Below are 21,403 nucleotides of genomic sequence, written 5' to 3'. Positions count from 1 at the left end.
AATGTTTGAGAACGATCCCACGACACTGCGGGAGCAGCGGGAAATTTGCGAAAAATACGGCCTCGCAGAGGCTGATCCTGAAGACATGGTCGGTGTTGCTATGTCCACACTAGGAAGGATGCCCATTTACGGATCTCGCGTTGCCTTGCCGGAAGGCGGCAACGTTAGCTGGTTCTTCCATTGCGGTGAATATTCTGACGCACCCGATTTCTATCAACCAGTACACGTCGAGCACCTGAAAGAGATACTGCCATCGGTAATTCGGTACCTGCGATTGCCTACTGGTGCAAAGTTCATCATCGACGATCAAGGATTCGAAGACGTTTGGCTTATGCAATAGGAATCGAACTGTCTGCTTAAACGTCGGGTAGACGGTTTCAGGGGCAGCAGATCGATGAAGAGTCCGGGCTGCACTACAACCGGCATCGGTACTATGACACTACGACGGGCCGTTTCATTAGTCATGACCCGATACGTCTTGCCGGCGGTTTCAATCTGTGGCAGTACGCCCCCAACCCGATTCAGTGGATTGACCCGCTCGGCTTAATCAAGCTCGGATACAACAAGAGCACACAGACTTGGAGCACTCCGGGTGGATTGAACTATGGTCAAGGCTCGGCTCAGGGAAATCGAATCAAGCACGTACTTGAGCATGAGTCCCCGAATCCCAATAAGAAAACCCACTCTGTCTTCTGCACATGCAAGAGAGGCGGATCTCTTGACGTTGTAGACGAGGCGTGGGCGAAACGTGGCCAGCCACTGGCGAATGACCCAGGCGCCTATGTCGTTCCAATGGGGCGGTCCGTCGGGTCAGCGGGGGAAACGAACGTCAAGATAATTACGCGCCCCGGCACGAACGAAGTCATTACGGCATACCCGGTACATTAGCGAGAAGAAGATGATCTGCCCAAGATGCGAACAAGACGAAATCGTCGAGGCAAAAATTAAGGGCCTCGGAAAGCTGATTTATATCTGCCCCGAGTGTGATGCAACATGGCTGTCTAAGGAGGAGATAAGCGCTCAAGGCTTCTTAGACTATGGCACATACATGAAGGAGATGGGACGCTCCCAGCTATGGGACGAGTTGGAGGTCGTTGGACGCATTTGAATGGCTGAGGGCCGCTAGGGCGGCCTTCAGCCATTACTGTTCCAGGGGCAGCAGGAAGACTCTGAGACGGGGCTGCATTACAACCGCTACCGTTACTATGATCCAGCGATCGGTCGGTTCGTATCGATGGATCCGATCAAGCTGGCTGGTGGCCTCAATCTGTACCGCTATGGTCCCAACCCCGTTCAATGGACCGATGCACTCGGGCTTTCTTCTGGGCGTTGTCCGGGCAAGGCGATTGTTCGGCAATCACGCAGCGAATACGGACCCCATTTCGACGTGGAGGTTGTCTCTAATGCGGGTGGGCGCACGATGCGAACGCACCAACTGATCACTGACGATAACAACAACACCATCATTACCGGAAGAGAGCTTGCGCCCGAGTCGACCGTCGAAAATACTGTTCTGGTAGACCTGCCGGATGCGGAGGCGGCCAAGCAGGCCCAGGCCCAGCGGCTCGGGCATGACGGCGGAGTTTACGACAAGAACACCAATAGCTGCGTGACACATGTCGGCGATATTCTCCGAGCGGGAGGTGCGCCGGATGTGCCGAACACCACTAGAGAAACCATTAAATGGTTAATCAAAAACGGGCAACGCAAATAGGGTGAGCGATGGGAAGAATTGTGTGTGAATTGCATGGCGCAACCGGTATCGTACATGTGTCCAGCGATATCGCGTCCATGATCAAGAAGGGCGGAGCCCGATTGAATATACTCCGATACGACATCGATTGGTTTGGCGACGGACGCGTCAGCATCTCGTATTTCGTATCGCCGGCGTTTGCAGAACAGGTTGGCTTGCCTCAACCGGAAAGCACGCCCTACGATTCAGATTTCGAGGAAGAGTATGCAGCGGCTTTCGACCGGCTTACCGCCGTGTGCGACAAATGCTTTGATGAGTATCTGCATCGAACGACGTAGGGTTGCTCGTGCGATGAACAGATAACAGAGAGATGGCATCGGCGACCTGGCAGGAAACAGCATCAGCAAATCGATACATCCGTCGCACTGTTCCAGGGGCAGCAGTTCGATTCCAAGGCTGGGCTCGCGTATAACCGCTACCGTTACTACGATGCGAGCATCGGTCGATTCATTTCGACCGATCCCATCGGCTTGCGTGGCGGTCTCAATCTTTGGCAGTACGCAGATAATCCTGTCGCGTGGATCGATCCGCTCGGGTTGGCAAAACTTTGTTGCTGCGGTGAGCCGTACGTCGATCCGGATGCTCGCTGGCGAGATGTCATGAGCGACCCGAACACGCCTAGTTCAATGCGTGGCTGGCTCCAGAATCAGGCTAATCGAGTAGCTGCTGGCAAACAGACGAATATCAAAGCCCCGCCGGGATATGAACTCGCGCACAGACCTCGTTTTGAAAACGACTCAGGCCTCGACTATTCACGTGCAGACCCGATGCTTGCAGCGGACCATCGAGGCATTCAGCACCGCTATTGGCGCAAGCGCAACGGGTGCTGGTCAGCAAAAATGCCGAGTTCCGGTTCGCCGGGGACGGGCAAGCTGAGTCTCCCGAAGGCGGGCTCTTTACCGTAAGCGAGGAATGATGGCTAAAGCACGAGTAATAGGCACAACAATAGATGCGATCCATGCAGCCGAGACAGAACTGGCGCGAACGTTGCCCAAGTCGTTCTCGGATTGGCTTCTGGACAACAACGGCAAAGCACTGGGAGCTTTGGTTGTGTTTCCTGTATTCGATGCACGTGATCCCCGCAAGACGTGGGAGTCGATAGTTCGTCACTTCAAAGAGGATTGGCAGGAGTGGCAAGACAACTTCTCTGGTAGCTCTATCGACTTCTCTCAGTTGCTACCGTTTGCCGAATTCGGAACGGGTGATTACTACTGCTTCGACTACGGAACGATTGGCGATGCCGGAGAGCCTGTCGTAGTTCTGTGGTCGCATGAGACAGGGCGAACATCTCCGATTGCCGATAGCTTCGCGGCCTTCTTGACTACGCCCGGCCGCCCTGGATAACAATGAGGGCCGCTAGCGCGGCCCTCTGTTGCGTATTTCGGCGAACGTGACCGCCGATTTCGGGAACGTGACCGATTCGGCGGGTTTTGGCGTTGCGCGGTGTCGATTGTAGATTTCCTTGTCAGTTTTGGTCGAGTTCGGGCTCCGGAGTGTTGGGTTTGAGGGCCGCTTTTCTGAGCGATTCGCCGGTGAGCGTGATCCGATGATGACGCTGCATGAGGCGATCGAGCATCGCGTCGGCAATGGTTTCGTCGCCGATCCAGCCATGCCAGTGTTCAATCGGTAGCTGGCTTGTGACGATGGTGGCCTTGCCTGCGGCGCGGTCATCGATCATCTCGAGCAGATCGTTTCGAACCGTCGCGTCAAGGGGAGCCATTCCCCAATCGTCCAGCAGGAGCACATCAACGCGGGCCACTTGTAGCAACCATTTGGTGAAGCCGCAGTTGCCGTGCAGCACTCGCAGTTCCTCGCTCAGGCGCGGCACGCGCAGATACAACGCCGAGTGCCCGCGCCGGCAGGCGTATTGGGCGAGCGCGCAGGCGAGCCACGATTTGCCAGCGCCTGTCGGGCCGCTAATGAGCAGGCTGTAACCAGCTTCGACCCAATCGCCGAGAGCGAGGCTCATGAGCGAGCGAGAGTCCACGCCTCGGCCAGCGCGGGTGTCCAGGTCTTCGATGGCAGCCTGCGGATACTTCAAGCGTGCTTGTTTGAGCAGGCGTGTGCGGCGTCGATCGTCGCGCCAACTGGCTTCTCGGTCGACCAGCAGCGAGAATCGTTCCTCGAAGCTCAGGCTGGCCGAGCCGGGCTGTGTCAGTTGTTCTTCAAGGCCGTCGGCGAAGCCGTCAAGCTTGAGGGCGCGCAGTTGCGTCAGTGTCTGTTGCATCATCATGGCGGGTTCTCGTTATTGGTAATAGCTGGGGCCACGCACGTGCGCGTGGCTTGGGCTGACCCAGTCGGCAGGCGTTGCCGCCGCGGCGCGATCGCGGTTATTGATCAAGATGTCGCGTACATGGCGGTAGCGATGCACGCCCAGTTCCAACGCGAGCGCACACGCCGCTTCGAGGCGCTCGCGGCCATAGCGACGAGACAGCGAGAGCAATCCGAGACACGCCCGATAGCCGTGCTCCGGGTGGCGTTGCTCTTGCAGTAGTCGAGTGACGAGCACGCCGGTGGCCGCCCCGATCTGCTGCCCCCAATGAATGAGCCGCTGCGGTGTCCATTCGAGATGAGCGCGGTGCGCCGCCGGCATGTGCTCGACGACGGTGGTGTAGCCACCCGCGCGATCGTTGCGAGCATGACTGGCAACGCGACGGCCGCGATGCAATAGCTCGACAGCGCCCGCCGTAATGCGCGCATCAAGCTTCAGACCGACCAGCGCGTGCGGCACGCTGTAGCGGTGTTTGTTGATCTCGACGTGATAGTCGATGTGGACGGTGACCGTCTTAAAGCGTGCTAATTCATAGGGCTGCACGGGCAACGGTTGCAATGCCGGCGCGTCTAGGTCGGCGAATGCGCTCGCACGACATCCGGGCAGTTTCTGGAACGGGCGCTCGTTCAGGTTCTTGAGCAACGGCCGAATGGCGTCGTCGACCGACTGGACCGAGGCGAATCGGTGATGACGCAGGCGCGCCATGATCCAACGCTCGACGACTTGGACCGCGACTTCTACCTTCGGTTTGTCCTGTGGGCGATACACGCGTGCAGGTAGAAACGAGGTGCCGTAATGCCGCGCGAAGTCCAGCACGGTGTCGCCAGCGCGAGGTTCATAGCGGTCGGGATCGGCGATCATTGCACGCGGGTTATCCGGCACGATCAGTTGCGGCACGCCGCCATAGAAGGTCAGTGCGCGCGCAATGCCACCCAGCCAGTCCTCCATCGTCTCGGCCGGCGTCGCGCAGGCGAACGTGTAGCTCGATGCGCCCATGGCGGCCACGAACACGTGAGCGCGTCGTCCGGTGGTCAGCGGCAAGGTGGGGCCGGCGAAGTCGACGAACAGCTTCTCGCCGGCGCGGTGGATCTGGCGCATCGAGCGCTTTAATCGCTTCGTGAACGCCTTGTAGTGCTCGCAGAACTGCGTGTACCTGTAGGTTTGCCGGTTGGCGAACTCGGCCTGGTATTCCTCCCACAGCAGCGTCAGCGTCACACCTTTGCGGCGCAGTTCCTGATGGATGCGCCCGTAATCGGGCTGGGCATAGGCCGCTGGCCCCGTGGGCTTGCCGAGCAGCCGCCGCTCGAGCTCGCCTTCGTCCATGTCGCAGGCACTTGCCCAGTCCAGCCCGGCGGCGCCCGCCAGTCCGACGTACTTCGTGACCACGCCTTTGGAAATGCCCAGCGACGCGGCGATCCGATCGTGCGAGAAGCCACCGTCGAATTTAAGTCGTAAAACGTCCTTGATCATGCGCATGTTCATCCGGTGCGCGGGCATGTTCTCTCCGGCCAAAGCCGGCGAGCATAGCCCGCGTGATTGATGTCATGCGCAACGCCAATCCTGCCCTCCGGTCCGCTCGGTCACGTTCCCGAAATGACCGGTCACGTTGCCGAAATCGTCGGTCACAATCCCGAAACGGCCGGTCACGTTCGTCCGAAATACGCAGTCATTGAAGCGACGGTCAGTCGAAAGCCTGCCGGATGAAGATGTGCCGCTTGGCGTAGTCAACGGAGAAATGGGCGTGCTCGCCAGGCATAAAGCCGAGGTGGCCGAGCAGCGCGTCGGTGACCTGCATCCAAGGGATGAACGGCTTGTTCGACCCGCTTGGCAGTTCCGCCGAGCCTTGCAGCGGCACTTGGAAAGTAATCGGCTCTTCGACTGCTGCCGAACGTGTTTTATGATTGGCCTTAGCCATGAACAACTCCTTGCTCGAGTTGGTTGTGGTCAGCGGGCGGAATGGGTTGCCGCCCATGCGGCCCGCGCTCTTACTGCATACCTTCCTTCCCTCTCCTATCGACTCGCGCCGGTGCGTGTGACCGGCAGACACGGAGACCTGAATCAGATCGGAGGCCGGCAAGATTCCCACCATATTTACCAAGACGCTGCGGTTAATGGTCTACCGAACTACAGCGACAACGATGCCACGGCGATCAGCCTACAGGGCCGGAATGCCGACGGTACTAGCCACGGAACGCGCCATTACCGTGCGAATCGGACTCAGGACAACGCGTCTCTTGCCGGCACATTAGGTATTGAAACGGTAGTAGCCTACAACTCATTGAAGGCCGCAGGACTCAGTTCCAAGGCAGCCAAGTGCGCGGTCCTGCGCGCGAGAGTCTATTTTTCTAGCATCAGCGCAAATGCCGGTTCTGGTACAACCACTCCATCGAAACGAATGAGGCTGAGATGAATACATCACTGAATGATCCTGTGTACAAGGTGATCTCCGAATTCCTTGACGCGCTGAACTCGATGGACGGAAGGACACTGGAGTCGAGGTTCGGGGTCACAGAGCCGATTCTCGACGAGATATGCGAGTCCCTCGATGACTACTTCGGACGGAAGCCCGACATCAGGCTCGCGCCCATCGAGGTGGCCTTTTCCGGCCAGAGAGGGGAGAAGCCATACGTTGATCTATTCGAGATGGACGACGGTCAATCGTGGGGGGCGGAATGCGTACTTTGGGTGAACGGGAAGGCCGAGGAGCCGATTTTGCACGTCGAATTGAGGGGAGCGAGCGATAAGCTGAATCTGCAATATAAGTACATTGGTTCGTAAAGAGTTACGCTCAAACGTCCAAATCGCGGAGAGCACCTCAGACATGAAGCTGATAACAATTCTAACCCTGGCTTTCTTGCTGGGTGGTGTGACTGCATTGGCCATGGCCCAGGAGAAGACGTCTGCTCCAGTTCAGATGAGCGTCTATACGCTAGATGAAGCTATCGCAAAAGGTGTGGTCAGCACGCGGATGAGTTTATTTAGTGTCACGGATCAGAAGCACGTTTTTGAAACGATTGCCGACCTCGATCCGGGCATGATCTATTCGGCCTATGTCGGCGTGTGGGGCACTATTCGCCAGCAGGACCTCAATTCAGCCGGGAAAATTGCCAGCAAACTCCATCAACTCGTGCCGCATACCATTTTGGGCGGCGGTGTCAACGAATCGATCTCTCTGTCCATTCCGCCTCAAACGCTAAATTGCGGTGGAGGGCTTGGCACAAAGAAGTTTACCCCCGCAGCCATGATCGATCCCAAACAGCGAGCCCTTGGCGACACCGCATGGCTTGATCTGGCTAACCCAACGGCACGGGATTACTACCTCTGCGTTGGGACGGAACTGATTGACAGAGGTTACACCTTGATCGGCTTCCCCGAACACGAAAACGTGATTGCCCATGCTTCGTCGAAACCCGAAGCGATTAAAAACTTCGTGTCGTTGCTACAGGCATTACGCAAGTATGGGGCAGAGAATGGCAGGACCATCTACTTTTCCGGTGATCCCGCGACGGACGCCACGGTGAAGGAGATCGACTTCTACTATGTTCCCGCGCGTTTCTACCACCTGACATTCGCTCAGAAATATCAAAACAAAATTTTACGTCCGGGGGTGGGCGTGGGTTACTCATATAGTTTGTCTCCGGCACGCGTTCGGGACGTGCTGGCGACCGCTCCCAAGCATGCCCGTGTCTTCTTCTACGTCGACAATTGGGACGCAAAGCAGGACGACCTGCGACGCTTCATGGAGCTCGACGGCAACAACCGGCGCTATCTGTTGACCGCCAGCGCGCAGACCGCGCACCAAAACGGCGCTTATTTCATACCTCCCATGCTTCACTGTGTTGATTGCATTCCCGCTGGGGTGATAGGCGACAAATGCGAAATACGAGCAGACGGAAAGACAGAATACGACGCCGTGGTGTGTGGGGACGTTCCAACGATCAAGAAGATGATGGCGGAACAGAGATAGGTCAATTTGATACCGGGCCGTGAGGGTCTGTGGAGCGGCCCCACGTATATGAGCATATCGAACATGTACAAAATATTATACAATGCAGAGTGAAAAGGAAATCCGCTGGGTCGGCTCGTCGTACGAAGACATCCTTGCCTTCCCGCCTGCCACTCGCCGAGAGGCGGGCTTCCAACTCGGGCGGATTCAGGTCGGGCTCGCCCCTGAAGACTGGAAGTCGTTTGACGAGGTGGGCTCGGGGGTGCGGGAGATCCGCGCCATCGTCCGGGAAAGGAAGGACCAGGCATGAACAAGGTTGACACACGTGTGCGCCACGTGACGAAGTCAGGCGCGAATCTCTTTGCCGAGCTAGGCTTCTCCGCCGACGAAGCCCGGCAATATCACGCCGAGTCCCAAGCACTGATCAACCAAACGTTGGCACTCAAAGAGCAGCTTATGGGCGAACTCGCTTCATGGATCGAAGCGCATCACCTAAAGCAAGTCCAAGCCGCCGAAATATTGCACGTTTCGCGGCCTCGTGTATCAGACGTGGTGAACAAGAAGACCAGTAAATTCACGATCGACACGCTGGTACACATGCTTGGGCGCGTAGGCAAACCTGTCAAAGTAGTCGTTGGTTGAGCAACCGCAACGAACAGCAGTGCTCGGCGAGCCGTCGACGCCAACGCCGATGCGATCGAAGGCTAGCAACTTGGCCCGAGAACGCAGCCGGTTTTCCAAAGCTGAAGGTGCATAGCCACAGGGGTCGCATAATGACGATCTTCGTGACCACGCCGCCGACAATAACAATAACGGTGAACAGTAGATCATGAGCCAACGTTCCGCGCCGCTCTGTCCAGAACTCGAAGCAATCCTGCGGACAGAGTTACGTCTCGGAAATATCGTGACAGACGGGCCGACGCGCGCCGACTGGCCTGCTAAGAATTCCGTCTTTGTCGCCCTGCGCGATGACCTACATCTTGCGCAGCTAACGCTTGCCCCTTCAGTCCAACATTCGGTGTGCCGTGATCCGCATTACGGTTGGCACGACGAATGCGTTTGCGAGCTGCATAAGCATATGTTGGTAGCTGGCGTGACCAAGCTATCGAGCAATTGACCGATCCTCCGCAGATGTCAGCGGCAGCACGCCGGCCCTTAGACAGGTTGGCACTATGACGAGCATCATGCGACCATCGCAGCCGGGGCTGCTTGTCACCCAGGACAAGATCGACTTCCCCCGCGGCATCGACACCCACGAATACCATTGGCTTCAAAGATTGAATTTTCAAGAATGAACGGCGACAAGTTGACTTCCGAAGAAGTAGTGACCATTCGACGAATCCTCCAGGATCCGAGCGCATTTTCCGGATGGCTCTATCTGCCTGCCTTGCCGTGGACGCTCGAAACCGAAGGCGCATTTGCGCCTTATACAAAGGATGACGACGAGGACAGCATCCCCGAGGCGGCAAAGCGCAACGATTGGACGGTAACGCTAGACAGCGACGCCATCGAAGACATTGTTGAAAACGCCAGTGATCAGGTGAGTGAGCCGACGATCGATCAGTTGTTCGAAGCGTTCGCTTTTTACTATGAGAACGATGCGTTCATCTTGCTCTGACTTGTAGGTCGAAAGGACTTCCTCTGCCGAGCCCCTCGTAAGCTACCCACCATGGACTTAGGCCTTACCGCGAAGGTCGTCGCTAGACTAGCCAACGCTTGTCAGTTGCCGCATCGGAGAGCGCTCGAGTTGCAGATCCACATGCATGTATGTCGTATCGCGAGATGCCTTGTGCCAATGCTTTGCGTGGGCGTGCTCGCGCGTCCTGCCTCGGGCCCAATGTCTGCGTTGCGCGGCGCCCGCCCTGCTTGAATGCGCCCTCGGAGAATCGGCGGTCGCCGTAGCCGGCGCCGTGACGCTGGGCGCCGATGCAAGCGCGCCTTGGCCCGTCGCAGCCGACGTAGAGCGGTTCAAGCTCGATTCACTCGGGTTATCCGCCGCTATCGCACCGTCGATCGATTTGGACGACCCGTCCTCGGATAAGGATGAGGTCGACGGCCAATCATAGCGATGCAGCAACGTGAGGCCACCGAAAAGCACAACGCAAGATGCGAGGATCAACCCCACTTTGCCCTTCCGGCCCCATTGTCGCCAACCTTCGTACGCAGACGCGGTTGACTGACGATACGGCTCGCTCTCAGGCAGGTCGGCTGGAGCGTCCGGCGAACCGGCTGGTGCGTCGAGATCGCCGTCGAAATCGGTCGCCTCAAATGACCGCATAGGCGGCTCGAAGCGCGCCGCCGGTACAGGATCGTGAGCGGAGGTAAAGGGAAGACCGTCAACCGACTCTAGCCGCGTCCCGCAGTGCGGGCAAAACGCAGCGCGCTGCAAAATTTGCCCATCGCAATGAGCGCAGACCATTGAAAGCTTCGAGTCGAGAGCGGCTTGATCGCCCATAGCCGTGCTCCTTAACGCACGGACGAAGCCGACGTTGCACCCCGCTTCGAATGAGCGCTCATAGAGGGGAGCGCGTTGAGCCGCTCAATTGCATAAAAGAACTCGATCATGACATCAGCCAAGCGCATCGAACGAGTGACCCACTATGGTTGAGCGGCCTCTATGCGTCAAGGGTTTGAGGCGGCGGTCCATTCAGCCAAATCGGCCACATGTTCGGCCTTTTTGGCCTAGGGAATGGTCAATCGTCGCAACCGACAAACAACGGTGGAAAAACATGAACAAGTTCGAGAAATACACAGGCGCCTGCTTTCCGAAATTACTCACGAGCTAAGTCGCACGAGCGCGCAAGGCGCCGATCCAATCCACCTCGGCCAACCTCGCGTACGCACGCTCGATTAAAGCCAAATCCTCAGGACGTGCGCTTGCGTGCATGCCCATTAGCGCCGGGACGGGTAGATCGATGGCGGCGCACTTCGGATAGTCGCGCGCCCGCAGCCCAGAAGGGATCGTCGTGAAAAACGCGGCGGTCGGCACGTCGAAGCCCGCACCCACATGCAACGCACTCGAATCCGAAGTCACGAGAAGCGTGGCATTGCGCACCCAAGCCAGAAAGGAAGCCGTGCTGCCGGAGCAACGCGAAACGTTGATGTAGCGTTCGTGCGCAATCGGAAAAAATCCCACCACCGGTAGCCCGAATTCCGCCCACAGCCGATTCACGATGTCAGGAAGGTACCTCGAAGGAATGCTTCTTACCGGCGTGCTAGCCGTTGGTGCGAGCAAGACATAAGGACGGTTCTTCCAGTCCTGCGCAAGCTCGGGCAGCGCCAATCGCGGGAGCCATGCGTTGCGCTTTTCTTGAGAAGGGATATCCGCGGGATCGAGGCCAAGCGCCCACAAGAAAAAATCGATCATCGGCATGGTCGAAAAATTCGGCCAAAACAGATGATTGCCGATATCGACTTTGGGCTCGTCGGACGGTAACGCGTCGAGCGACACGGGGAGTTCGACTACCTTGCCGAACAACGGCGCCGCGAGATGATAAAGCGCCTTGACGAATAGCGGCGTCCGGCTCGGCCGATAGATGGCGAACAATATGTCTGGATACCGGTGCTTGATCGCGGCCAGCGCAGTGAGACCGACAATCGAATCACCGAGCGTCACGCCCATCCCGTTGATGATATGCACGCGGGTGGCGCCGTCGTAGCGGACCGTTCCAACCGATGCATTGGCGTTTCGTATTCCTCCGAACGTAGACAGCGCACGATATCCGCCGATCGCCGTATCCGACTCCTCCAGATCGTACGATGCGGTGATCTGCCCTTCCGCCGACAGCAAAGACCCTGTATGCGTTAGAGAAGAGACGTCGTCCAATAGCGTCATGACACTACGTCCTGAAATACGCATCGATCAACGCATCGCGCAGTCCCGTTTTACGGACCGGCTTATGCAGGTGCTTCGTGAATAATGGCACGTCGGCGATAACCAACTGTTCACCGAAGTACGCGCTGATCGCGACGATCGGCACGTCGCGGTTAGGTCCATCTCCGGATCGTACCTTGCCCGCCATCTATACGCCATCTTCGCCGGGCATTTGCGCATCGAGCAAAACTGGGTCGTATCGAGACTCGCGCAGGGCCTCTAGCGCGAATCATGGCGCGTTGCATAATACCCCACGAATTTGGCGCTTATCGCCGTGCGCGTTGTCTCGCGAACGCGACACGGGATGGCTCGACGTTCGGATCCGGCGAGCTAGCTTGCACGCCGCCCGTCCGCTCGGGCTCCGTATAATTGCGGCATTACAAATTCACGAACGAGGGAAGCTAAATGAAAAACGTGATTCGCGTCGGCGATCCGACGAGCCACGGCGGCAAAGTGATCAGCGGCGCATCGAATTTCGAAGTCGACGGCATTCCGGTCGCCTGTGTCGGCGACAAATGCACGTGCCCCGAAAACGGCCATGACAATTGCACGATCGTCGAAGGCGACTCGCAATTCGTCGTGGACGGGCGCGCAGTCGCGTTCGACGGCCACAAGACGAGTTGCGGCGCGGTGCTGCAATCGACGGTACAAGGATTCGGCGCAAGCTGACCACCGCCTGCGCCTTTGCGCAACAGCCTTGCTACGAGACCGTTTGCACCGCGTCATCGAGCATGCGCCACAACGAGGCGGCCGTGAAATCGTCGATGACGTCATTGGCGCCGGCATCAAGCAGCGTCTGAGCCGGCAACGCCGTACGCATCCCGAACGTATAGATTTTCGCGGCGCTGGCGGCGCGAATCCCCGAAAGGGAATCTTCGAATGCAACGGCGCGCTGAGCGTCGCCGCCGAGTCGTTCGAGCCCAGTCAAATACGGCAAGGGATGAGGTTTGCCGTGCGCCAACTCGTCGGCGATGACGAGTGCATCGATACGATCGGCCAACCCCAGCCCGCCCAGCATCAGTTCCGCGTTCGCACGCGGCGCATTCGTCACGACGGCGATACCGACGCCCCGCGTGCGTGCCCAGTCGAAGAGTTCCAGCGTACCCGCCGTCGGTTCCAACCGACTCACAGATGCCCGAAACAGCGCCTCCTTGCGATCGGCCAACTGCTGGTGTCGGCTCTGCGGCACGTCGGGAAAGAACTCGCGCATGATGACGTCGTTCGTCGCGCCCATGATGCGCGACTGATACGTTTCGAGCGTGATGCTGCGCCCGAGCTCGCCGAGCAAAACCTGAAAGGCGCCGAAATGCAAATCGTCCGTGTTCACAAGCGTGCCGTCCAAATCGAACAGCAATGAAAAGTTGCGCGACATGCGATGTCCTTGTAATGAAGCGAGCGCCTAGTCCATCAACCGATGCAATTTGGCGTACTGCAAAAGCATGATCGTTTTGCCGTCCATGATCTCGCCGCGGTCCACTCGCGCGAGTGCCTCATCGAGCGTCATCTCGAGCACTTCGATTTCCTCGCCGTCCGATTCGACACCGCCGCCTTCGCCAACTTTATCTTTGCCGAAATACTCTCCGACAAAAAAGTACAGCCGCTCGGTAACCGAACCGGGGCTCATGAACGCCTCGAAGACCTTGCGCACGTTCTCGATGCGGTAGCCGGTTTCTTCTTCCGTTTCTTTGCGGATGCACGTTTCGGCATCGTCGCGATCGAGCAGCCCGGCGCACGTTTCGATGAGCATGCCGTCGTGTTCGTTCACGAATGCGGGAAGGCGGAATTGACGCGTCAAGACGACCGTCTTTTTTTCGGTGTTGTATAGCAGGATCGTCGCGCCGTTGCCGCGGTCATAGACTTCGCGCGTCAAGGTTTGCCATTTACCGTCTCTGCGCAAAAAATCGAAAGTATGTTTGCGCAGGATGTACCAGTTATCGGAAAGCAATTCAGTCGACGTGATACGCACGCGGCCGTCTTCACGCTCGCTCGTGGCCAAAGCTTCACTCCTTTATTGATGAAACATGCCATGCACCGGGCAAAACCGTGGTGATGGTATCAGGGAAGGACGGACGGCAGGATCGATTCCCGCCGTCCGCCAATTTACGCGATGGCGACGATTAATGCGGATAGCGGCCAAGCCCCGCGTCGGCCGACGGCGACGAGTACCGTTCCTTCTCCGCCATGGCGGCGGAGTCGCGTTCGCTGTCGATCGCACTGTCGGTCGCACCATCGGCCTCGCAAATGGCTTCGACGATCCGATAAGTGGCCAGCAGGCTGCGAAAGTCCGCCTCGAAGCGCGTGCGCGTACGGCAGGCCTCGAAGAATCGATGCAGCTCGCTCTCGTAGCCGCCGCGATCAGGGCCGAAATCGAGCGGGCTTTGCGCAGTACTTTCCGAATATGAACCGGGTTGAGCACCATGCACGGTGACGTTGCCGCGATCGTCGAGTTCGGCCATCGTCGATGTCGAACCGAATAGTTTCATTTGGAATTCGAAATGCGGAAGCGTCGTTCCCAAAAGCAAGCTTGCGATCGCACCCGACGAAAACGTGCATTCGGCTTCGACGATCAGCGCTTCTCCCGTGCGTTGCACGCGCGATTGAACATCGACGAGTTCGCCACCGCCGAATGTCACCGCCAGATCGATCGTTTGAAGCGCTTGCCCCAGCAGGAACGAACGCAATGCACGATCGCGCTCCGAAGATGCGCTATGCGGCTGATGCACATAGTGCGTCAATTGAATGCTCGATGTATCGCCGAACGCTTCGCTCATCGCCAGTTCAAGCAACTGCCGCACAGGTCGCGAAAACCGCAGGTTCATGCCGACGCCGGTTCTGACGCCGCACTGACGCGCCATGTCCACGAGCGAACGTAGCTCTCCCAATGTCGAGCAAGGCGGTCGCTCCACGAAGACGCCGATGCCGCGCTGCATCGCACGCATTGATATTTCGCGCTGCGCGTAGGGCTCACACGCGATGACCATCGCGTCCACGCTCATGCTGTCGAGCATCGACGAAACGCTATCGGTCGTTGCAATGTTGGGAATGAAGCGATGAATTTCGCATACGCGGGCCGCTTCGCTGTCGCATGCACCGACGATGTCGATGTCCGGTGTTTGCAGCAAGGCGGGAAGCAGGTTTTGCTGCATCTGCGCGCCGATGCCGACCAGGCCAACTTTGAGCACGCCCATCGTAGTCTCCGGAATGATTCGCGCGAGCGGACCGCGCTAGGTCCATCGAAGAGACTATCGGAATACGAATGGGTTGGAATCTACTAGATCTAGTAGTTATTCCGTCGTGCAAAATGAGAGTTTCGCGGCTACCGCGACTAGGCGACAGCGGCCGGAGGGACTAGTGCGCCCGCTCGTTGCAGCGCCGCGCGAGCGGCAACGAGCGATAGGCGAGCGGCGCGCGCATCGAACGCCAAGCGAATCATCGCCGGTAGCTGACCGGGCGAACGAGCCAGTTCGCGCAAAATCGGCGCGAGCGCCGTCGTTCCATCCTCGCGCAAGCCCGCCGTTGCCGCCGGCGGCAACGTGCGCCAGGCAGGATCGACGATCGCGCGGCATACGACGAACGGCAACCCGTTCGCGTCGGCTTGCTTGGCTGCGATATGCGACTCCATATCGACGGCAAGTGCTCCCGTCGACCTGTGCAATGCCGCTTTCTCCTGCTCGGATACGACGGGCGCCGCCACCGCGGCCATCGGGCCGGATTCGACGCGTGCCGTTCGGATCGAAGTATGCAGAGCGGTGGCGATACGATCGCGCCAAGCCGCATCGGTCGGCCGACGGCCTGCCGGCCCGTCGATCGCGTCGGCAACGACGAGCGCGCCGGGCAACATGCCAGGCGCCAAGCCGCCTGCCGTGCCGAAACTCATCACACCGGATGCACCGCGGGCCAAGGCCTGGGCCAACGCGCGTTCGAGCAAGTCGGCCCGGGCCGCATAAACCACTTCGACGCCAGGCCCCTGGGCGATGCGCGCTTCGAACGCCATCCCCGTGACGATGATGAGCGGCAATGCCGCGCCCGCCGTCATTACATGCCGACCGCGACGCGCACGCGAGCATCGCGCTTCAAATTGCGGTAACGCGCGAGCGCCCACAGCGGGAAGAACTTACGGTAGCCGTGATAGCGCAGGTAGAACACACGAGGGAAACCCGTGGCCGTGAAACGCGTTTCGTCCCACAAGCCATGCTCGCGCTGCGTAGCGACGAGGTACGCCACGCCACGCGCGACCGCCGGATGATCGACGGCGCCCGCAGCCATCAAACCCAGCAGCGCCCAGGCCGTCTGCGACGCCGTGCTCATCGCTTTCTCGTACCCGCGATAGTCGAGCTTGTAGCTTGCGCCGTCTTCGCCCCAGCCGCCATCCTCGTTCTGGATCGAGATCAGCCACTGCGCCGCGCGTTTGATACGTGCATCGTCATGAGCGATACCGGCCGCGTTCAGCGCGCACAGCGCCGTCCATGTCCCGTAGACGTAGTTCATGCCCCAGCGGCCATACCAGCTACCGTCGTCTTCCTGTTCGGCAAGCAGGTAATCGTATGCACGCCGAGCCGGTTCGCTGTTGCCGGGCAATTCGCCCAGTTGCGCCAGCATCGACAAGCAACGGCCGGAAACGTCGGCCGTCGGCGGATCGAGCAATGCGCCGTGATCCGAGAACGGGATGTTGTTCAGGTAGTACTGCGTGTTCTCCGGCTCGAACGCACCCCATCCGCCGTCGCTGCTTTGCATGCCGACGACCCATTCGCGTGCTCGCGCGATCGCCTCGCCATAAACGTTCGTGCCCGTCAGCGCAGCCGCGCGATCCATCGCCAACGCGACGACGGCCGTGTCGTCGACGTCGGGGTAATGCGGGTTCGCGTATTGGAACGCCCAGCCGCCTGGCCGCACGTCGGGACGACGCGAGATCCAATCGCCTCGCAAGTCGAGCACTTGCAACGGCCGCAGCCATTCCAAGCCGCGCACCGCCGCCTCTTGGGCCTTCGGCGCTTCGGTTTCGAGCAGCGCATGCGCGACGAGCGACGTGTCCCAAACCGGCGACAAGCACGGCTGGCAATAGGCTTCGTCGTCGGAAATCGCGAGCAGCTTTTCAACCGATGCCCGGGCGATCGCGCGGTTCGGGTAGTCGGGCCCGTAGCCGAGCGTGTCGTACATCATCACGGCGTTCGCCATCGCCGGGAAAATCGCCCCGAGACCGTCTTCGCCGTTCAGGCGCTCGTCGACAAACGCAACCGCGGCGCGGATCGCACGCTCGCGCGTCTTCTTCGGAAATAGGCCATCGACCGCACGCAGCACCGTATCGACGACGCGGAAAAAACCGAACCAGCCACGGCTCTGGTGTCCCGCGCGCGGCGGCAAGCCCGTGCGAGCCGGGTCACCAAGAAAGAGTTCGTCGATCCGCACGCCGCGCGGATTTTTCGCGAGGGGCCGGCGCGCATTGAGCACCAGCAACGGCACGATAACCGTGCGCGCCCAGTACGACACCTTCGAAAGATGAAACGGAAACCATTGCGGCAGCAGCGTGATTTCCACCGGCATCATCGGCACCGCATTCCAAGGCACCACGCCGAACAGTGCCAGCATGATCCGCGTGAAAACGTTGACGGCTTCCGCGCCGCCCGCACCGAGAATCGCCGTCCGCGCCCGTTGCATATGCTCGGCGTCTTCGCGCTCGCCCGCCATCTTCAATGCGAAGTACGCTTTCACGCTCGCGCTCACGTCCATCGCGCCGTCGGTAAACAGCGGCCAGCCGCCGTCGCTCAACTGAATCCGGCGCAGGTAGCGCACGATCTTGCGCTCGAGCTCGAGATTGGGCGTCTCGCCGAGGTAATGAACGAGCAGAATGTATTCGGCCGGAATCGTGGCATCCGCTTCCAGCTCGTACACCCAATGCCCGTCCGGACGCTGATCGGCGAGGATGGCGTCGGTCGCGCGCTCGATCGCGGCTTCGAGCGCGACCCGCGTTTGGGCAGCGTCGGCGTTGCTCGAGGCCGCCATGATGGCGGAAGGGGCGGTAACGTCGTTCATCGGCATCTCAATGGTGTTCGAGACGAAGCACGGCTTCGTCGTTCATCTTATAGGTCTGGTCTCGCCGGCTCGCAGTTGCGCGGCCGGCCGGCTAGCTAGCTAGCACAGTACGCGGCTTAGAAAAACGCGTAGCGGGCGACGATTCCAAGCAGCCGCAGGCGGGGCTTCGCGACGGGCGAACGCGGCAAATCGAAGCCGCGTTCGAGCGTGCGCTCGAGCAAGCAACGGTAAACGCCCGACATGATGCGCGGCGCCCGCACGGCTTTGCGCGGGGCGCTATCCATGATCGCGTCGGCTTGCGCGAAATGTTCGAGCGCTCTTTGCGCCAGCGTCGCACATACGCGCGGCAGCGAAGGATCGTCGGCGATCTCGATCGGGTTCGATACGGCAATGCCTTCGCGCGCCAGCAACTCGCGCGGCAAATAACAGCGGTTGATCGCGGCGTCTTCGTCGATGTCGCGCAAGATGTTCGTCAGTTGCAGCGCGCGGCCAAGGTGGTGAGACAGCTTGTGCCCTGCGTCCTCACTCATCCCGAATACTCTCACCGATAGGCGGCCGGCGGCGCTCGCGACGCGATCGCAGTAGAGATCGAGCGTGGCTTCGTCGGGCGCGCAAATGTCGGCGGCGGCATCCATGGCCATACCGTCGATCATCGCGTGGAAATCTTCGCGGCGCAGCCCGAACGCGCGAATCTGGCGCGCGAGCGGGATCAGCGCGCGACGCGGCTCGCCGTCGTAGCAGGCATCGATATCGGCGCGCCAACGCTCGAGCCCGGCGCTGCGCTCGGCGCGCGGCGCATCGCTGTCGGCGATATCGTCGACGGCGCGGCAAAACGCGTAGATCTGAAACATCGCCTCGCGCTGCGCGGCCGGCAAGATGCGCATGGCGAGATAGAACGAGCTGCTCGACGTGACGGCTGCGGCGTCGGGTGCTGCTTCGTCCGCGACGAGATTGGATACGGCCAAGGCGAACTCCGCTGTGGCGCCCTCGCGGGGCGAATGAGAATCGATGCTATTTGCGGCGCGCCGCTCGGGCGCGCTCGGGGCACGGGCCGCTTCTAAGCGGCGCGGCACACCGGCAAGGGAGCCGGAAACGGGCAAAAGTATACCAACGTTTCATTCGGTGCCACAGCGGCGCGCGCCGATGCGGGCGCACCGGCACCCCCGTCGGCGTCGATGAATGCGCTTTCAGGCTAGCGCGACGGACCGGTTGCGACCTTGTCGTTTCGCACTGTAAAGCGCGGCATCCGCTTCGTTGATAAGCACTTCGTAGCTCGGCAACCCTGGGCGCGCCGTCGCGCCGCCCACGCTCGCCGTCACGGGCACGCGCACGCCTTCGGCTTCGACGGGCGTGTCGCCGATCGTCATACGAATTTTTTCCGCGACGATCATCGCGTCGGCGAGCGGCGTGCAAGGCAAGAGCAGCGCGAATTCCTCGCCGCCGAACCGCCCGAACGTATCTTGGACTCGCACGGCGTCCGCCACGCGCTGCGCCATCACACGCAGCACGGTATCGCCCACGGCATGGCCGAAGCGGTCGTTGATGTCCTTGAAATGATCGAGGTCGAACAGCAGCACCGACAGCTCGCCGCCGTAACGCTGCCAGCGCAGGAATTCGTCGCGCAGCCGGTCTTCGAAGAAGCGCCGGTTCGCAATGCCCGTCAGGCCGTCGAGATTCGCGTATTCCTGAAGCTTTTCGACGGCTTCCTCGCGCTCGCGCTGCATCACGCTGACGTGGGTCACATCGGAAATGGTCACGCATACGGCCACCACTTCGCGGCCACGCGTTAGCGGCATAAAGGTGCAGTCTTGCTGCATGAAGTCGACGCCGCCCGTAATCGGCCGGTCATGATCGAACTTGAAAAGGTACGGGCGCTGCTCCCATGAGCTGAATGCGAAGCTGCCGAGTTGGAAGACGCTTTCGACCTTGCGCGTGAGCCAGACGCGCGGCAATTCGGGAAAGCTGTCGAAAATCGATTTGCCGACGACGGTTTCCGCCAATCGTCCGCTATGGTCCTGCATAAACCGGTTCCACATCAGGACGTTCATGTCTCGGTCGAGCACGAAAATCCCGAACCCGACGCGTTCGAGCACTAAATCGCTGAGAGATTGCTCCATCTCTTCGTTCATAGGCTGGACAACAACCCGTCAAGGGCTTCGTTCATCCGAAGAATCGAGTCTTCGGCCATCAACATGACGAGGTGCGCTCGGAACGTTTGGTCCTCCAGCGCGAAATTTACCTCGAGCAATAAGGCCACCTTCCAAGCGAGTACGTCGGTTTGGAAGACATCGTCGAGCGAAATCTGTTCGCCGAGCATGCCTGGCGGCGAAAAAATCGGCGTGCGATCGAGTTGATTGAGAATGCACGACACGCACGCGCCCGTCAGCACGTTCGCGACGTCGAACATCAACTCCGTTTGGCTCACGGTGTCGTAAGCCGAGTGCATGTAAGGATCGTTCACGAGCGCGCACAGATGGCCCACGCCGCTACTACGGCAAATAACGAGCGCCTCGCCTTTGATGTCGGAGCGAAACCCCTGCCGCACCGCGGTGACGCTTTCGTCGATGCCGGTCATTTCGCGCAGCGTCTGCGCCGCATCCTCGGCGCCGACCACGCGCACGCGCGGCACCGACAGTTCGATGAACGTATCGAGCAAGCGAGCCAAGCGCGTGGCCGCTTGCCCCATCGCCAAGTTGGCGATTTCCTGTAAGGCGTCGCGCTGCTCTTCGGTGAACACGTTCTCACGCATACAACCCGTACTCCTTCAGGATGGGCAATATTGCCTCTGGGGTCACGGGCTTGGCGACGAAGGCCACGGCACCGAGCGCGCGAACGCGCTCCTGCGCCAAAGGCTGCACGTCGGCGGACACGACGATCACGAAGGTGTTCAAGTCCTCGTGCTTCAAGGCTTCGAGCACCTGATAACCGGTCATGTCCGGCATCGTCAGGTCGAGAAACATCACCGAGGCCTTCCCCTCGCGGTAAAGTGCGAGGGCCTCGCGTCCGTTCGATGCGTATGCGATGTCGACGTCCCACTCGGCCGGCAAGGCTTTCGTCAGAACCTTACGAGCAAGCAGGGAATCATCGGCGATCACAATCGGCAAAGGCATGGCAAGAGCGTGACGAAAAACGAAAGCGGTCTATATCGCGTTAACGGCGGCTCGGGACGTTTTCTTTAACGGGAGCGGAGCGTGTCGACGGGCGGTGGCGAGCGCGAGCGGTAAAAGCCCACGCGAGCGCTCGCTACAGCGAGCGCATCATGTCGCATGAGAATGAAGCGAAATTCTCGGAGCAAACCAGCGGAAAATCAACTCTCCAATTTCACAAACGATCGTGCAAGCCCGTTCATTTCTTCGGTATGAAGAAAAAAAATTGACGACTTAACGACAATATGCGCAGATTTTTCTTTTGTGTACGTTTGCGCTTCGGATTTCGTCGCTGTTTTAGGGCGAACGTTCGGACGCGTCAAGAGGCGCATCTTCGAACGAAAAGGCCGGTCCCGGACCAACTCGCTTATGATGACTGCAC

At 59.5% G+C, this 21,403-nt stretch carries 24 protein-coding genes and 2 pseudogenes; 12 read left to right on the top strand and 14 right to left on the bottom strand.

Annotated features, from left to right (window positions below; translation table 11 throughout):
* The first annotated feature begins 1 nt into the window (after position 1).
* The 6 genes and pseudogenes from AB1286_RS31975 (at position 2) to AB1286_RS31950 (ending at position 3,097) form a co-directional block, all read left to right on the top strand.
* On the top strand, positions 2–340 hold the full coding sequence (locus tag AB1286_RS31975) for an immunity protein Imm33 domain-containing protein (RefSeq protein ID WP_430367187.1): 339 nt from the start codon (positions 2–4) through the stop codon (positions 338–340).
* A 32-nt stretch (positions 341–372) separates the two neighbouring features.
* Positions 373–888, top strand: a pseudogene (locus AB1286_RS31970) (RHS repeat-associated core domain-containing protein); the annotation flags it as partial.
* A gap of 253 nt (positions 889–1,141) precedes the next feature.
* Positions 1,142–1,330, top strand: a pseudogene (locus tag AB1286_RS31965) (RHS repeat-associated core domain-containing protein); the annotation flags it as partial.
* 461 nt (positions 1,331–1,791) lie between these two features.
* The gene (locus AB1286_RS31960; RefSeq protein WP_430367186.1) at positions 1,792–2,031 is read left to right on the top strand and encodes a hypothetical protein; all 240 of its coding nucleotides are present in this window, start codon (positions 1,792–1,794) and stop codon (positions 2,029–2,031) included.
* A gap of 21 nt (positions 2,032–2,052) precedes the next feature.
* Complete coding sequence (locus tag AB1286_RS31955; protein ID WP_430367384.1) at positions 2,053–2,658, top strand: RHS repeat-associated core domain-containing protein; 606 nt, start codon at positions 2,053–2,055, stop codon at positions 2,656–2,658.
* Between the two features lie 10 nt (positions 2,659–2,668).
* A complete protein-coding gene (locus AB1286_RS31950; protein WP_430367185.1) occupies positions 2,669–3,097 on the top strand; it encodes an SMI1/KNR4 family protein in 429 nt (142 codons plus the stop codon).
* Positions 3,098–3,218: 121 nt separating this feature from the next.
* Here AB1286_RS31950 and istB read toward each other — a convergent pair whose 3' ends face one another.
* The 3 genes from istB to AB1286_RS31935 all read right to left on the bottom strand — a co-directional run bounded on the left by istB (position 3,219) and on the right by AB1286_RS31935 (position 5,940).
* On the bottom strand, positions 3,219–3,986 hold the full coding sequence (istB, locus tag AB1286_RS31945) for an IS21-like element helper ATPase IstB (protein WP_430367184.1): 768 nt from the start codon (positions 3,984–3,986) through the stop codon (positions 3,219–3,221).
* Between the two features lie 12 nt (positions 3,987–3,998).
* Complete coding sequence (gene istA, locus AB1286_RS31940; protein WP_430367183.1) at positions 3,999–5,522, bottom strand: IS21 family transposase; 1,524 nt, start codon at positions 5,520–5,522, stop codon at positions 3,999–4,001.
* 184 nt (positions 5,523–5,706) lie between these two features.
* Complete coding sequence (locus AB1286_RS31935; protein ID WP_430367182.1) at positions 5,707–5,940, bottom strand: hypothetical protein; 234 nt, start codon at positions 5,938–5,940, stop codon at positions 5,707–5,709.
* A 491-nt stretch (positions 5,941–6,431) separates the two neighbouring features.
* On the opposite strand from AB1286_RS31935, the gene AB1286_RS31930 reads away from it, so the two are divergent.
* From AB1286_RS31930 to AB1286_RS31910, 5 genes are all read left to right on the top strand, one after another.
* The gene (locus AB1286_RS31930) at positions 6,432–6,803 is read left to right on the top strand and encodes a hypothetical protein (protein WP_430367181.1); all 372 of its coding nucleotides are present in this window, start codon (positions 6,432–6,434) and stop codon (positions 6,801–6,803) included.
* Between the two features lie 43 nt (positions 6,804–6,846).
* Positions 6,847–7,992, top strand: a complete 1,146-nt coding sequence (locus tag AB1286_RS31925) for a hypothetical protein (protein ID WP_430367180.1) — start codon at positions 6,847–6,849, stop codon at positions 7,990–7,992.
* A gap of 82 nt (positions 7,993–8,074) precedes the next feature.
* Positions 8,075–8,281, top strand: a complete 207-nt coding sequence (locus AB1286_RS31920; RefSeq protein ID WP_430367179.1) for a hypothetical protein — start codon at positions 8,075–8,077, stop codon at positions 8,279–8,281.
* On the top strand, positions 8,278–8,613 hold the full coding sequence (locus AB1286_RS31915) for a helix-turn-helix domain-containing protein (RefSeq protein ID WP_430367178.1): 336 nt from the start codon (positions 8,278–8,280) through the stop codon (positions 8,611–8,613). Before AB1286_RS31920 ends, AB1286_RS31915 begins: the two co-directional genes overlap by 4 nt.
* 649 nt (positions 8,614–9,262) lie before the next feature.
* A complete protein-coding gene (locus AB1286_RS31910) occupies positions 9,263–9,589 on the top strand; it encodes a DUF7716 domain-containing protein (RefSeq protein WP_430367177.1) in 327 nt (108 codons plus the stop codon).
* A gap of 1,164 nt (positions 9,590–10,753) precedes the next feature.
* Here the strand turns inward: AB1286_RS31910 and AB1286_RS31905 are convergent.
* Entirely contained in the window at positions 10,754–11,806 is a 1,053-nt protein-coding gene (locus AB1286_RS31905) for a glycosyltransferase family 9 protein (protein ID WP_430367176.1), read from the bottom strand.
* Positions 11,807–11,810: 4 nt separating this feature from the next.
* Positions 11,811–11,993, bottom strand: a complete 183-nt coding sequence (locus AB1286_RS31900) for a hypothetical protein (protein WP_430367175.1) — start codon at positions 11,991–11,993, stop codon at positions 11,811–11,813.
* A gap of 257 nt (positions 11,994–12,250) precedes the next feature.
* Here AB1286_RS31900 and AB1286_RS31895 point away from each other — a divergent pair, with 257 nt between their 5' ends.
* Complete coding sequence (locus tag AB1286_RS31895; protein ID WP_430367174.1) at positions 12,251–12,514, top strand: PAAR domain-containing protein; 264 nt, start codon at positions 12,251–12,253, stop codon at positions 12,512–12,514.
* Positions 12,515–12,545: 31 nt separating this feature from the next.
* Here AB1286_RS31895 and AB1286_RS31890 read toward each other — a convergent pair whose 3' ends face one another.
* The 9 genes from AB1286_RS31890 to AB1286_RS31850 all read right to left on the bottom strand — a co-directional run bounded on the left by AB1286_RS31890 (position 12,546) and on the right by AB1286_RS31850 (position 20,985).
* On the bottom strand, positions 12,546–13,217 hold the full coding sequence (locus tag AB1286_RS31890) for an HAD family hydrolase (protein WP_430367173.1): 672 nt from the start codon (positions 13,215–13,217) through the stop codon (positions 12,546–12,548).
* A gap of 27 nt (positions 13,218–13,244) precedes the next feature.
* Positions 13,245–13,841 (bottom strand): GDP-mannose pyrophosphatase NudK, encoded by a 597-nt coding sequence (gene nudK, locus AB1286_RS31885; protein ID WP_430367172.1) that lies wholly within the window; start codon positions 13,839–13,841, stop codon positions 13,245–13,247.
* 121 nt (positions 13,842–13,962) lie between these two features.
* Positions 13,963–15,033 carry a Gfo/Idh/MocA family protein gene (locus tag AB1286_RS31880; RefSeq protein WP_430367171.1) on the bottom strand — a complete coding sequence of 357 codons (1,071 nt, stop codon included), beginning with the start codon at positions 15,031–15,033 and terminating at the stop codon, positions 13,963–13,965.
* A gap of 137 nt (positions 15,034–15,170) precedes the next feature.
* Entirely contained in the window at positions 15,171–15,881 is a 711-nt protein-coding gene (locus tag AB1286_RS31875) for a phosphorylase (RefSeq protein WP_430367170.1), read from the bottom strand.
* The gene (gene shc, locus AB1286_RS31870; RefSeq protein WP_430367383.1) at positions 15,881–17,845 is read right to left on the bottom strand and encodes a squalene--hopene cyclase; all 1,965 of its coding nucleotides are present in this window, start codon (positions 17,843–17,845) and stop codon (positions 15,881–15,883) included. The genes AB1286_RS31875 and shc overlap by 1 nt, the downstream gene beginning before the upstream one ends.
* Positions 17,846–17,991: 146 nt before the next feature.
* Entirely contained in the window at positions 17,992–18,840 is an 849-nt protein-coding gene (hpnD, locus tag AB1286_RS31865) for a presqualene diphosphate synthase HpnD (protein WP_430367169.1), read from the bottom strand.
* A gap of 222 nt (positions 18,841–19,062) precedes the next feature.
* Positions 19,063–20,004 (bottom strand): sensor domain-containing diguanylate cyclase, encoded by a 942-nt coding sequence (locus AB1286_RS31860; protein ID WP_430367168.1) that lies wholly within the window; start codon positions 20,002–20,004, stop codon positions 19,063–19,065.
* Positions 20,001–20,624 (bottom strand): chemotaxis protein CheC, encoded by a 624-nt coding sequence (locus AB1286_RS31855; protein ID WP_430367167.1) that lies wholly within the window; start codon positions 20,622–20,624, stop codon positions 20,001–20,003. The genes AB1286_RS31860 and AB1286_RS31855 overlap by 4 nt, the downstream gene beginning before the upstream one ends.
* Positions 20,617–20,985, bottom strand: coding sequence for a response regulator (locus AB1286_RS31850; protein ID WP_430367166.1), 369 nt, complete (start codon positions 20,983–20,985; stop codon positions 20,617–20,619). The genes AB1286_RS31855 and AB1286_RS31850 overlap by 8 nt, the downstream gene beginning before the upstream one ends.
* Positions 20,986–21,403 lie beyond the last annotated feature (418 nt).

The organism is Trinickia sp. NRRL B-1857 (assembly GCF_050470685.1).
GTDB lineage: Bacteria > Pseudomonadota > Gammaproteobacteria > Burkholderiales > Burkholderiaceae > Trinickia.
This window is presented reverse-complemented; position numbering and strand designations above follow the sequence as displayed.